Below are 12,424 nucleotides of genomic sequence, written 5' to 3'. Positions count from 1 at the left end.
CCGATTGAAAGTCCTCAAAAACTACTATACATTTAAACCATGTCAATCATCGTCATGTTTTAACGAAGGGAGGATTTTTTCCTTGTCCAAAGCAAGGCTGTTGTTCGACCTCATCATGTACGTCAATACGAAGCGCAGCTTTACCGCGCAGGACGTTGCCGACGAATTCGGCTTCTCCGTCCGGACGGCGCACCGCTACTTGTCGGAAATCGGCGGGATGGGCGTGCCGTTGTACACCGAGCCCGGCCGCGGAGGCGGCTATCGGGTGCTGAACAATAGAATGCTGCCGCCGATCGTGTTCGACGAACACGAAGCATTCGCCATTTTTTTCGCTTTCCAATCGCTCCGGCATTACTCGTCGCTGCCCTTCAATATCAACATCAACTCCGTCTCTAGGAAGCTGTACGCCAGTCTGCCCGCCGACTCGCGGCGCAAAGTGGACCGTCTCGGTTCAGTGTTATCGTTCTGGCATCCCAAAAGAACCGTCTCGTCCCCTTACTTGTCCCACATTATCGAGGCGGCCGCGGAACAGCGAGTATTACAGATCGAATATGTCTCAAAGAATGAAAATACGAGGAGGGAGGTCGAACCTATCGGCGTGTATGCGTACGGGGGCTTCTGGTATATGCCCGCTTTCGAACGGACTTCCGGCGAGACCCGGCTGTTTCGGACCGACCGGATCGCGGCATTGGAGCGAACGTCAGAAACGTTCGTGCGGCAGTTCCAGCTGGACGACTGGCTGCAGCGCCTGGCGGCATCCGAGCCGAAAGATCCCGTGCGGCTGTACGCGGAGCTGAACCGGGAAGGCGTGCGGCAATGCCGCAGCCAGCCTTGGCTGGAGCCTTACATTGTGATGACCGGCCGGGAGCACGGCTACGTCGATGTCGAAATCGACAGGAGCGAGTTGCCGTTCGCCTCCGACTTCTTTTTCCGCCTGGGAACGTCGGGCAAAGTGATCGAGCCGTGCGAGGCGATCGAATATATCCGCAGCGAAGCCCGTGAGCGGTTGCGGCATTACTCTTAAGCAAGGGGTAGGCGGAGCGCCGTAGGCTGGAATCCCACCTGCACCGCGATAAAGGTGCTTATCATTCCGCAATTTTGCCGATCCCGATCTGGCGAGGGACACCCTCTTGGCAAAAAACGGCAGCCCGAAGGCTGCCGCTTTCGACTTGCTGCCGCATGCATCATGTACCGCACTGTGGGAGCTTCCGCCTTCGACCCTACTCCCGCGTTCCTCTTGCAGCCGCTAATCGCCCTGCGGAACGGATGCAGGCAAGCCCGGTCGGCGCACGATCCGCACCGTCGTGCCGGACGGTCCGCTCCGCACGTCTGCGCGCAGCTGCATGTCCTTGAGCATGAGCGCGGCGATCGACAGCCCCATGCCCGCTCCCCTCGAAGCCGTCGGTCCTTGCATCCCGGGACCGCGGTCCGCGATTTCGATCGCGCCGTCCGCTTCAGCCGATACTCGCAGCGCGACGTAACGGCCGTCGCGCGCGTGCCGCAGCACGTTTTGCAGGTAATTGTCCAGCACCCGCTCCATCCGCTCGGGGTCGACCTCCCAGTAAACCGCCGAATCGGGCAGCTCCGTATCGACCTCGAACCCTTCCTGCTCGAACACGGGATACCAGCCCGCGAAGTGCGTGCGGGCGAGCCTGACGATGTCCAGCCGCTGCGGACGATGCGGATAACGGCCGGACGACAGCAGCGAGTAGGAGAATAGATTGTCGATCAACTGGCCGAGATAGCCGATCTTGCGGTCGATCAAGTCGAGCGACTCCCGTCCCCGATCGCTTAGCTCTTCCTGCCGCAAGCTGTAGGCATGACCTCGAATGGTCGTCAACGGCGTCCGCAAATCGTGGGACAGCTTGGCGATCAGGTCCTGGCGCAGCTCGGTCTCCGCGGCCTCCCGCGCGCGGCTCGCCTCAAGCTTGCGGATCATCTCGTTAAACGCCTGCTCTAGCCGCCCGATCTCGTCGTCGCGGTCCGCGGCGACGGTCCTCGGGACGCCGCCGTCGGTCGGCCACGCCATCGCGCATTGCAGGCGGACGAGCCGCCTTCGGATGCGCAGAAAAAATACGAGGGACACGGCCAGAAACAGGCCCAGCATGAGCAGGATGCCGAGAAGGTAGATCGTCCCGTAATTCCGTTGGGCCGCCACGACGACGGGGTCCATTTCGGTCCGGGGGAGCTGCATGACCATGAAGCCCTCGTTTCGGCCGCTGCCGATGAAGGCCACGACGGTGAAGATCGGGCCTCCGGTCCGCTCTTTCATGAATTGCACGGTATAAGACGGGTCCCACGAATCGGGCACGTCCAGATCGACCGGCAGCTTCAGCCGCGTCTGGCCGGCGCCGTCCACCCAGAACATCCCTAGCTTCGGGTAGTCTGCCTGCAGCCGCCGAAGCGCCGTGTCGATCTCCCCGGGAGCCGCCCCTCCGAGCTTGGCCGCTTCCCCATGCCACATTTGCATAAGCTTCGCGCCGTCGCGGTAACGGCTGTCCGACGCGATGTCAGAGCGCCAGTTCTGCACCGAGAGGAGGATGCCGATGAGCGGAAACGCGAAAGGCAAAAGCACGATCGCGCAAAGGACGATTAAGAGGTACTTGTTCAGCAAGGAGTGCTTCAAGCCGAAGCGGCGCGGCCGGCGCCTCATTGCTTCACCCGATAGCCGATGCCGCGGATCGTCTCGATGATCGTCGGATTGCCCGGATCGCGCTCGATTTTTTCCCTTAAATACCGGATATGCACCATGACCGACTTATCGCCCTCGAGGTACGGATCCCCCCATACGGCTTCGTAGATTTGCTCCTTGGTCAAGATCCGATTGGGGTTGCGGACGAAGTAAAGCAGAATCTGCAGCTGCTTCGGCGTCAATAATATTTCCTCGCCGGTCTGGCCGTCGACGACCGTCTGCAGCTCCGGAGACACCTCGAGATGCTCCAGCCGGATCGTCCGGCCTTCATGCCGGCCGTATCTGCGCAGCAGCACTTCGAGCCTGGCAGCCAACTCGTCCGGATGAAACGGCTTGGTCAAATAGTCGTCCGCGAACTTCAGCCCCTGCAGCTTGTCGTCCACCGACGTCCGGGCGGAAAGCATCAGGACGGGAACGCCCGGCGCCTCCTTCTTCAGCCGCTGGCCGACCGTGTAGCCGTCCAGCCCCGGGAGCATGACGTCGAGCACGACGAGGTCCGCCTGACCGACCCGCTCCGCCGCTTCTTCGCCCGACAGCAGCCATTCGACCGCATAGCCCCTGCGCTCCAACTCGTCATGCACCCATTGCCCGATCTCCGGATCGTCTTCGATATAGAGCACGCGTTTCTTCACAAAATCGCACCGCCTCGCATTTACGCAATTGTCCCTATCATAGACGAGCGGTTTTGAGAAGGAAAAGTTAAATTTCGTTTAAATTTGCGGACCATGCCGCTTCCAGCAGGTTGCCCTCCGGATTGCGAAAATAAAAATGCTTCGCCTCCCCGGAACCAGCGTATGCAGGTCGCGGTGCGGTTGATGCGGCACGGCGAGAGGGGGTTCGACAACCCTCCCGGATTTGGTCCGAATGCGTGGTTTCAATGAACCCATATTTCGGAGTAATAGGCCTTCATAAAATCCAGCAGCCGCTCCAGCGCCTCGATACCCCGCTCCTCCGCCGCCCGGGCTTCCGTCAGCAAGGCAATCGCCCGGTCAGCGGATTCGGGATCCTGCGGCGTGCCGCCCCGGGGATAGGGAAACAGCGCCTCCAAGCCGCGAAACGCTTCGGCGACGACCCCGTAATGCGCCATCGCCTCCGCCGCCCGTTCCCGGACCGTGCGCTCGACGAAGTTCGCGCCGTTCCATTGCACGGTCAGCCGTCGCAGGAATTCCGCCGCGAAAACGCGCGCGTCGGCCGCGACTTCCACGTTGAAGCAGTTGCCGAACGGATCCGCTTCGCGTCTGCGCATGACGTCGATCCACGCGTCGTAGCCGGCGAGGCCGATGGCGAATTGGCCGTGAAAGATATGGTTCCACTCCCGGCTGCGCGCGTGGTCGACAATCATATCAAGCGCCATCCGCAGCATTTCGTATTTGGAGTGCGGCAGGCTTTCCGAGATCGTGACGGCGAACAGCACGCCAATCCGCGACTGCACGAACTGCCCATACGGGATCGTTCCGTCCTGCGAGACGTCTTTGGCATGAAACAGCTGCCGCTCGTCGTCGTAGCCGTAGATCAGCCCGAACTCGGGGATGAACAGATCGAAGGCGATTGCGGGCGTCCCCCGGTCGATCGTCTGCTGGATGAGCGCGAGCGTCCGTTCCGCCAGCTCCGGCGATACCGGCACTTCGGCATCCGCAAGGTTGGAAATGAAGCCCAGGTTCGCCAGGTTGCGCCGGAGGATGTATCCGCCGGGAAACGACGTCGGTCCCGCGGCATGGACCACCTTGGGATCGATATTCAGCCGGAACGCGTGGCCGGTCAGTCCCATGACGTCCACCAGCGACAGGCCTTTCTTGTCCGTGTAGCCGACGGCGCCATGAATCGCGTAAGCCGCCGTCGTTTTCGTTTTCGTCCAGTCTCGATTCGTGGGTGCCGTAATGATCGGACTCCTTCTCGGTTTCGATTAAGGGGGCGTCGCGAGAATGCGTTTGGAAGGGAGCCCGAGATCCGAGCGCTTTTGCACATAATCCCGGATGGCGATCCGGATGCGTTCGCGCTGCAGCTTGACCCGCGAGCGGGACAACGAATTGTATACCCCTGCCGTCGTCGTGTCGAACAAAGCCGCAATCTCGGCCGGCGACAGCTCTCCGAAGAACCGCGCCTCGAAAATGCCCCGTTCCCGCGGATTCAGGCATTGAAGCAGCAGGTGGATGCCGTGCAGCATTTCTTTGCGAGCGAGGCAGGCTTCGGGATTCGACTGCCGCTTCGCTTCCTCGGAGGCATGATCCATGAGCCGGAACAAGATGCGGTCGAGATCGTGCCAGTCGGCTGGCTCCCTATCGCCCTGCCGCCGGTCGCCGGCGGCCGCCAGCCCGGTGACGGGCACCTCCTTGCGATGCGGACCGCCCCTCCGCAGCTTCATATACGCCTGGTTTCGGACGATGCGTTGAAACCATGGCATGAAACGCCCCGTATCCATCAGCGTTCCGAGATGCAGAAACGCCCGGATCAACGCTTCCTGCACGACGTCCTCCGCCAAATGCGCGTCTTTCGTCAGCTTGCCCGCAAGCCCCAGCGCTTGGGCCCGATGCCGGCGCACCAGCTCGCCGAACGCCTCCTGGTCGCCAAAACGCGCGCGCTCGACCAACTCCCGTTCGCTCGCCCCGTCGGCGGGCTCCGCGCCTGCACCGTCCGGTCCCCGCTCCCGTTCCTCCAGCGCGGATACTCGCGCATGCCATCCGCGTATCATGGTCTCCACCGTCATCCCTCCATTTGGATAGATGCCAATCCCGGTCCCCATCTATCGCAGCCAAAAGCTTTTTTGTCAAAAAAGGGTCGCGCTTGCTCCTATGAATCTACTATAGCATCTTCTTCGCCGGGTTGGACCAAGCAAAATAGGCTGACCCGAAGTCGTCGAATGGACTTCGGGTCAGCCTTTGGAAACGAACGCATTCAAGACATAGCTTCGTCATTCATGCCGGCGCCGCGGAGATAGATCGGATTGGTCAAACAGGAGAGGATCGTCCGCCCCCACTTAGGCAAATACCGGTAAGACTCCGCCCGGTAAAACAGCCGGTCCGCAGGCAGGCGCAGGATCCGCGCGTCCTCACGTTCGGCGGTCCACTCCGCCTCCAGCCCCCGATCGGACCATACCCGGACGACGTCTCCCGCCGCGCCCCGCACCGTCACGCCCAGCTCCGTCTCCGCCTCTTCGCCCGTCTTCAGCGTATCGCCGATTCCGGCTTCGCCCGCCGTCAGCTCGATGAACGTCTCATCCGTCGCGAAGGAGAGCACGACGCGTCCTTGCCGGATCGCGTCTAGAATCGCCGCCTTCGACGCCGCATCCGCCCGCACGTAGGTCGTCGGTACGCCGTGCGCGACGAGCGGGTGCGGCGCATGCGTGTCGCTGCCGCCGATCGCGACGACGCGGCGGCCGGCCGCAAGCTGATCGTGCCACCACCGCACGGCGGTTTCGTTTAGCTCGCGCCAGGGGCCGTTCCATACCTCGATCGCATCATACGGCACATCGAAGCCCAGCTCCCAGGGGCAGTCGGGACAGAACGGGTGGTTCAGCGAGACGAGCGCGCCCTTCTCCCGGCCGCGGCGGAGCGTCTCGGCCGCCTGTTCGGGCGTCCGGACGCGAAAATCGTCCAACGCGTCGAGATGGCCGAGCAGATTGGCGTGTCCGCTGTAGCTGGTCAGTTCCACGCCAGGCAGAAGCACGAGCCGATCGTCCGCCGCGAGCGTGGCGAGGTTTTGCGATGCGTTGTTGTGGTCCGTGAAGGCGGCGAAGTCGAGCCCCTTCTCCTTGCAGACGCGAATCGCGTCCGCGATCTCGTAAGCGCCGTCGCTGTGAACGCCGTGCATGTGGAGATCGCCCTTCAGCCATCTCGGACGGGTCCGCGCGATGGAGACGGCGATTTCCACCTCGCACCCTTCGTCCGGGATGCGGTAGGCCCCCAGCAGGATGCGCCATTCCCCTGGCGGAAGCGGACCGGCCAAATAGCCCGGCGTAGCCGTGTCCAGTCCCACGAAAAAGGACGACCGGGCGCCGCCGCTCCAGCCGACGATCCGCTCCGGGGAGCGAAGCCCGATATCGACGACCGTCCGGCCGTCGGGGCGCGCATAGGCGTAGCGAACCTCGATCCGCTCGACGTCGTCCCCGACCGCGAAGGGCACCTCGGGATACGTTTTCTCTTCGGATTTGGCGATGAAGCGCCGCAACGTCAGTGTCTCGGTATGCGCCATGGCGGTCTGCCTCCCTTATTCTTTGTTCGCCCCCAGCAGAAGGCCCTTCATGAAGTATCGCTGCACGAACGGATAGATCAGAAGCAGCGGAATGATCGAGATCAGGATGCCGGCCATCCGTACGTTCGTCGTGACGAGAAAATTGCTGGATGTCGCGCTGGCGTCCACGATCATCGACTTGAGCGCGACCTGCAGCGTGTTTTTGGCCGGATCGTTGATGAACAGGACCGGCGCGGTCAGCATGTTCCACCGGCTGACGAACTCGAACAGCGTGACCGTCGCGAGCCCTGTCTTTGCCAGCCGCATGTACATGGAGGCGAAAATCCGCAGCGTGCCCGCACCGTCCATCTGCGCGGATTCGGACATCTCGTAGGGGACGGCGAGAAAGTAGTTACGCATGAGCAGGATCGAAAATCCCGAGATCATGCCCGACAGGACGAGCGAGCCCAGCGAATTCAGCAAGTGCAAGTCTTTATTGACCAAATAGAGCGGAATCATGATCGCATCCTGCGGGATCATCATCGTGAGCAGGATAAACGAGACCATGAGCCGCTTGCCGGGCAAGCTCGGCTGAATCAGCACGAAGCCCGCCAGACTGGACAACAGAACGTGCAGCGTCGTACCGACGACGGTCACGATGACGCTGTTCAGAAAAGGACGCTTCAGGTCGAGGCTCTGCCAGACCGTCGCGAAGCCTTCGATGCTGAAGGATTTCGGAAACAGGATGATATCCGGTCGCATCGAAGCCATCCCGGAAGAGAAGGCCAGCGCGGCGACGTTCAGAAACGGTACGATCATCGTCAACATCAGCAGCACGAGGAAGACCGCGTTCAGCGCGTCGAACGTCCGGTTTTTCCATCCCATGCGTTCGTATCGTTGGCTCCCCATTTCACACCTCGTCAAAGCGCGTCATGCGCCGGACGACGACCGTCAGCAGCAGCGTAAATAGGACCACGAAAAAGCTCGCGGCGGACGCGGGACCGATGCGGATTTCCATGATCCCTTTTTGGAACGTGTACATCATAAGCACGTCCACCTTGCTCGCGATCGCCGGATTGCGCATGACGAAAATTTGGTCGAAAATCCGGAACAGGCCGAGCGTGTTCAGCAATAAAATCACCTTCATCGTAGGCAGCAGCTGCGGTAGCGTCACGAATTTCAACTGCTGCCATCGCGTCGCCCCGTCAATGCGCGCCGCCTCGTACAGCGACGGATTGATCGCCACGATGCCGGCCAGAAACAGAATGCAGTTGTAGCCCATGTCCTTCCATACCGCCGAACCGATCATGATCGTCCTCGCCCAGCCTTCTTCCGCCATAAAGTTGATCGGCCCGATCCCGAGCCCTTTGACGAGCAGCAGGTTCACGAGACCGGTATCCGGAGACAGCAGGAAGATGCAGATGCCTCCGATGACGACCCACGACAGCAGGTGCGGCACGTACAGAACGAGTTGCGCCGTCTTTTTGAAGCCTCGATTCCACACTTCGTTCAGCGAGAGCGCCACGATCAGCGGCGCGAGAAATCCGAACGCGAGGATACCGCCCCCGATGGCGAGCGTGTTGCGCAGTGCGTCCCAAAAGGTCGGATCGTGGGCGACCAGCGCATAGTTGTCGAAGCCGACGTAAGGCCTGTTCCCCATCAGCTTGTAGTCTTGGAAGCTGGCTTGAAGCCCCCGCGCCAGCGGATAGTAGGCGAAAAGGACAAAGTATGCCGCGACGGGGATCATCATGGCGTAAAACATCCCTTTTCGCTTGAGCGTCCTCATCGGTGGCCCTCCTTTCGATGACGACGGGCGCAGCCGGATGCGGGGGGCGGCGGCAGACCGCGCCCCCCTCGAACCCCGGCTTATTCCATCCCGCCTCGTCTTATTCGTCGATCAGTTTGGCGTCCTTCAATTCCTTTTGCATTTTGGCGACGGCGTCCTTGGCCGGCATTTGGCCGGACATCGCCTTCAGCGCGTAGTTCGTGACGATCTTCTCCGCGTCGGGCCACGTGTCCAGCGCCAGCTCCAGCGTGGCGTATTGCTTGGACAGCGCCATCGCATCGGTCACGCCCGGCAGCGGCGGGAACGGCGACTTGACGTTCGTGTTGTACCAATACGGCACGCCGTGGTCCATGTTCGCCGACTTGCCGGTCTCGGTCAGCGTATAGGTGCCGTTGTCGACCGTGTAGTCGAGTCCTTCGACGCCCAGGCTGCCGAGGGTAATGCCTTCCTTCGTATGCCAGAACTCCAAAAATTTCTTCGCGGCGTCGGGATGCGGCGCATTCGTGGGGATGATCCAGAAGTCCGGATCCCCGCGGCGCATGAGGATCGTCCCGTCGGGGCCGGGGATGCTCGCCATGCCGGCGGCGACGAAGGTCGTCTTCGGATCTTCCTGCTGTTTCAAATTGTTGAACATGCCGACCCAGGCGTCCCAATAGGTGATCATGCCGACGCGGTCGGTGAGGAACAGGTTGCGCATTTTGGCCGTGTCGTTCGTAATGAAGTTCGGATCCATGATGCCTTCCTTGACCAGCTTGGCAAACCATTCGTACATCGGGATCGCGGCGTCCGATGCGTACGGGATCGTCCGCTTGCCGTCTTTCATGACGTAGCGGTACTTGAGGCCGGCGGAGCTCATGATGCCCTGGATGTCGTAGAGGCCGGCGGTGCTGAGACCGTACGTGTTCGGTTTGCCGTCGCCGTCCGGGTCGCCGTCCTTGAACGCCTTCAGAACGTTGTACAGCTCATCCAGCGTCTTCGGCTCCTGCAGGTTCAACTTGTCCAGCCAATCCTTGCGGACGATGGGCATCGTCGCCCCCTGGAACTTGGAAAACACGCCGTAAATTTTGCCGTCCGGCCCTTTCAGCTGATCCCATTCGCCGGATGGGATGACCGTCGGATCGGACAACTGGCTCGAGCCTTGAACGAAATCCGTCACGTCGGTGACGACGCCCTGCGCGATGAACGCGCGCAGCTTGGCGACGTCGCTGACTTCGATCAGATCGTACTTGGCGCCGGAGCTGAGCGCCGTCAGCACCTTTTGGTCGTAATCGCTGGCAGGCTTGTCGAGCGTCACGTCGAGACCGGTCAGGCTGCCGATCGCTTTGGCGAACTGCGTATTGCCCTCGGGCGTCTTGCCGCCGACGTTGCCGGCAAGAATCGTCAGCTTGCCGCCGGCGGCTGGCGTCTCCGCCCCGCCGGAAGGCGAAGGGGAGGCGGATTCGGCGGGCGACGAAGCGGACGGAGAAGCGGACGGAGAAGCGTTGGAGCCGCCGTCGTTGCCGCCGCAAGCGGACAAGAGCAGGGCGGAGATGGCGGTAGCGGACAGCAGGACGTTTCTTGATTTGCGATTCACTTTGGATTCCCTCCATTCGGAATGGTAGGCATGGCGCACGAGCTGCGGATGACCATATCGGTCGGCACGAGCGTGCGCTTCACCGTCTTGTCGTCATGGCGCATCCGCTCGAGCAGCAGCAGTGCCGCTTCCCGGCCCAGTCGCTCGGCGTGGAGCCGGACGCCCGTCAGCGGCGGCGCGAACTCCGGCGCGAACACCGAATCTTCGCTGAACGCGAGGACGGACAGGGCGTCCGGAATGCGGATGCCGAGCGTCTCGGCGGCTTTGTAGGCCCCGAGCGCCATCGTGTCCGTATCCGCGATGACGGCCGTGATGTCCGGCGACTCCCGGATCGCACGAAGCGTCGTCTCGTACCCGAAGTCGCGCGACGAACCGTCGGTATCGGGCTTGTAGACGATGCGGCGGCTCGCCTCCGGGACGCCGGCCTCGCCCGTCGCGGCGAGGAAGCCGCGGGCGCGGTCGTCCGCGACGGTCCGGTGGGCCGGCGCGTTCAGGAACAGGAAGCTGCGGTGGCCGAGGCCGAGCAGATAGCGGGTTGTCTCGAGCGTCATGCCGACGTTGTCGTTGTCCACGTAGGCGACGCGGTTCTCGAACTCGGGCGACGGGCGGCCGACCACGACGACGGGGACGTCGCTGGTGAGCCGTTCCGCGATCCGGGCGTCCCCGGATTCGGGATCGAGCAAGATCTCCCCGTCGATCGGATCGGTGGCCAGATGTTCCGGCCGGGTCAAGAAGGACGGTGGCAGCGTGTTTACGAGCAGCCGGTAGCCGTGGTCGTAACAGACGCCGAGGACGCCGTTGAGCAGCGACAGGTGGAATTGGCTGAACTTGAATTTCTCGCCCGGAATGCTGATGCCGATAATCCGGGTTTCTTTGTTCGCGAGGCTGCGCGCCCAATAATTCGGCTTGTAATGGAGCGCTTTGGCCGCCGCCATCACCCGTTCGGCGACTTCCCGGCTGATCGGGCGCTTTTTGCTGAACACGTTGGAGACGGTGCCCTTGGATACGCCGGATGCTTTCGCGACGTCTTCGATCGTTGCCATGTACGCAGGCCTTTCTTGGCTTCCCTCTCGGAAGTTGGTAGTAGGCGTCGCGCGGCGCCATCGTTAAACCGGTTTAACGATGGAGCAGACTCCGGCCTAGCGATTCGCTCACCCCCCGGCGTTGCCGTTCGCGTCTTGCGCGCACAAGAACGATATTAAACCGGTTTTATTAACCGCGAATGATCGGATGGTTATCCCTATGTTAGCTTTTTGCCGAATAGACCGATTGAATGAAGCGCTTACCCTTATTTGCCTGCGCCCATTTTTGCCGCGAAGAGGAACCAACAAGCGATCTGTGTTATAGCCTATAGGGAAAATCGAACCTTGCTGGAGGTAGCACGAATGGAGAATCGCGGCTTTTTCCCTGGATTCGGGTTTGGTCCCCGTCCCTTCTTCCGCCCGTTTCCGCATCCGTTTTTCCCGAACCGCTTCTTGTTTCCCTTCTTCTGGTTTTCGCCTTTCGGCTTTCCGTTCTTCCGGGACGGACAATCGGAGGACGCGCTGTTCGCGCAGCATCAAGCCGTAGCCGGAGATACGCTCGCGACGGTATCGCACAAATACAACATCCCTCACGCCATCCTCGAGGAAGCCAATCCGCACCTGTCGAATCCGAACCAGCTGACCGCGGGCGAGACCGTCTTTATCCCGCGCATCTCGCACATGCTCTGCCAAAAAACGTATTCCGAAATGTCGGCGCCGATGCAGCAGCATCCGACTTCGACGGGGTACATGTCAACGCACGGCTGACCCTGGACCAAAACAAGAAGCCCTGTCGGACGCCTCGGGACGGCGCTGACAGGGCTTCGATCGAACCGGAAGTACTTTTGGCGGTCGGAGTTAATCGGAAAAACCGCATAACTCGCGTCGGAGGTGCCGTTGGAGGTCGGAGTTAATCGGAAAACCGCATAACTCGCGCTGGGGGTACCGTTGGAGGTCGGAGTTAATCGGAAAAACCGCATAACTCGAGCTGGAGGTACCGTTGGCGGTCGGAGTTAATCGGAAAAACCGCATAACTTACGTCGGAGGTACTGTTGACGGTCGGAGTTAATCGGAAAAACCGCATAACTCGAGCTGGAGGTACCGTTGGCGGTCGGAGTTAATCGGAAAGACCGCATAACTCGAGCTGGAGGTACCGTTGGCGGTCGGAGTTAATCGGAAAAACC

The 12,424-nt window shown here is 61.3% G+C and carries 11 protein-coding genes; 2 read left to right on the top strand and 9 right to left on the bottom strand.

The window, feature by feature from the left end:
* The first annotated feature begins 82 nt into the window (after positions 1–82).
* On the top strand, positions 83–1,024 hold the full coding sequence (locus tag LKX83_RS25930) for a helix-turn-helix transcriptional regulator (RefSeq protein WP_227885748.1): 942 nt from the start codon (positions 83–85) through the stop codon (positions 1,022–1,024).
* Positions 1,025–1,246: 222 nt separating this feature from the next.
* Here LKX83_RS25930 and LKX83_RS25925 read toward each other — a convergent pair whose 3' ends face one another.
* From LKX83_RS25925 to LKX83_RS25885, 9 genes are all read right to left on the bottom strand, one after another.
* On the bottom strand, positions 1,247–2,653 hold the full coding sequence (locus LKX83_RS25925) for a HAMP domain-containing sensor histidine kinase (protein ID WP_227885747.1): 1,407 nt from the start codon (positions 2,651–2,653) through the stop codon (positions 1,247–1,249).
* The gene (locus tag LKX83_RS25920) at positions 2,650–3,324 is read right to left on the bottom strand and encodes a response regulator transcription factor (RefSeq protein WP_227885746.1); all 675 of its coding nucleotides are present in this window, start codon (positions 3,322–3,324) and stop codon (positions 2,650–2,652) included. Before LKX83_RS25920 ends, LKX83_RS25925 begins: the two co-directional genes overlap by 4 nt.
* Positions 3,325–3,566: 242 nt before the next feature.
* Positions 3,567–4,460: a hypothetical protein gene (locus LKX83_RS25915; RefSeq protein ID WP_227885745.1), complete on the bottom strand. Its 894-nt coding sequence runs from the start codon at positions 4,458–4,460 to the stop codon at positions 3,567–3,569.
* A gap of 135 nt (positions 4,461–4,595) precedes the next feature.
* Entirely contained in the window at positions 4,596–5,381 is a 786-nt protein-coding gene (locus LKX83_RS25910; protein WP_227885790.1) for an RNA polymerase sigma factor, read from the bottom strand.
* 203 nt (positions 5,382–5,584) lie between these two features.
* Complete coding sequence (locus LKX83_RS25905; protein ID WP_227885744.1) at positions 5,585–6,880, bottom strand: CehA/McbA family metallohydrolase; 1,296 nt, start codon at positions 6,878–6,880, stop codon at positions 5,585–5,587.
* Between the two features lie 15 nt (positions 6,881–6,895).
* Positions 6,896–7,768 (bottom strand): carbohydrate ABC transporter permease, encoded by an 873-nt coding sequence (locus tag LKX83_RS25900; RefSeq protein ID WP_227885743.1) that lies wholly within the window; start codon positions 7,766–7,768, stop codon positions 6,896–6,898.
* A gap of 1 nt (position 7,769) precedes the next feature.
* Positions 7,770–8,645: an ABC transporter permease subunit gene (locus tag LKX83_RS25895; RefSeq protein ID WP_227885742.1), complete on the bottom strand. Its 876-nt coding sequence runs from the start codon at positions 8,643–8,645 to the stop codon at positions 7,770–7,772.
* Between the two features lie 100 nt (positions 8,646–8,745).
* A complete protein-coding gene (locus LKX83_RS25890) occupies positions 8,746–10,218 on the bottom strand; it encodes an extracellular solute-binding protein (RefSeq protein WP_227885741.1) in 1,473 nt (490 codons plus the stop codon).
* Positions 10,215–11,261 carry a LacI family DNA-binding transcriptional regulator gene (locus LKX83_RS25885; protein WP_227885740.1) on the bottom strand — a complete coding sequence of 349 codons (1,047 nt, stop codon included), beginning with the start codon at positions 11,259–11,261 and terminating at the stop codon, positions 10,215–10,217. Before LKX83_RS25885 ends, LKX83_RS25890 begins: the two co-directional genes overlap by 4 nt.
* Before the next feature lie 342 nt (positions 11,262–11,603).
* Here LKX83_RS25885 and LKX83_RS25880 point away from each other — a divergent pair, with 342 nt between their 5' ends.
* Positions 11,604–12,008 carry a LysM peptidoglycan-binding domain-containing protein gene (locus LKX83_RS25880; protein WP_227885739.1) on the top strand — a complete coding sequence of 135 codons (405 nt, stop codon included), beginning with the start codon at positions 11,604–11,606 and terminating at the stop codon, positions 12,006–12,008.
* Positions 12,009–12,424 lie beyond the last annotated feature (416 nt).

The sequence above is a fragment of the Cohnella baijiui genome (assembly GCF_020731285.1).
Classification (GTDB): domain Bacteria; phylum Bacillota; class Bacilli; order Paenibacillales; family Paenibacillaceae; genus Cohnella.
Note: the sequence above shows the minus strand (reverse complement) of the source record. Positions and strands in the feature narration are given on the sequence as shown.

What these genes read in the sequence shown, in the direction of transcription:
- LKX83_RS25880 (WP_227885739.1), top strand. Translation starts at nt 11,604, where the DNA reads ATGGAGAATCGCGGCTTTTTCCCTGGATTCGGGTTTGGTCCCCGTCCC.
- LKX83_RS25925 (WP_227885747.1), bottom strand. Translation starts at nt 2,653, where the DNA reads ATGAGGCGCCGGCCGCGCCGCTTCGGCTTGAAGCACTCCTTGCTGAAC.
- LKX83_RS25885 (WP_227885740.1), bottom strand. Translation starts at nt 11,261, where the DNA reads ATGGCAACGATCGAAGACGTCGCGAAAGCATCCGGCGTATCCAAGGGC.
- LKX83_RS25900 (WP_227885743.1), bottom strand. Translation starts at nt 7,768, where the DNA reads ATGGGGAGCCAACGATACGAACGCATGGGATGGAAAAACCGGACGTTC.
- LKX83_RS25895 (WP_227885742.1), bottom strand. Translation starts at nt 8,645, where the DNA reads ATGAGGACGCTCAAGCGAAAAGGGATGTTTTACGCCATGATGATCCCC.
- LKX83_RS25915 (WP_227885745.1), bottom strand. Translation starts at nt 4,460, where the DNA reads ATGGGACTGACCGGCCACGCGTTCCGGCTGAATATCGATCCCAAGGTG.
- LKX83_RS25905 (WP_227885744.1), bottom strand. Translation starts at nt 6,880, where the DNA reads ATGGCGCATACCGAGACACTGACGTTGCGGCGCTTCATCGCCAAATCC.
- LKX83_RS25910 (WP_227885790.1), bottom strand. Translation starts at nt 5,381, where the DNA reads ATGATACGCGGATGGCATGCGCGAGTATCCGCGCTGGAGGAACGGGAG.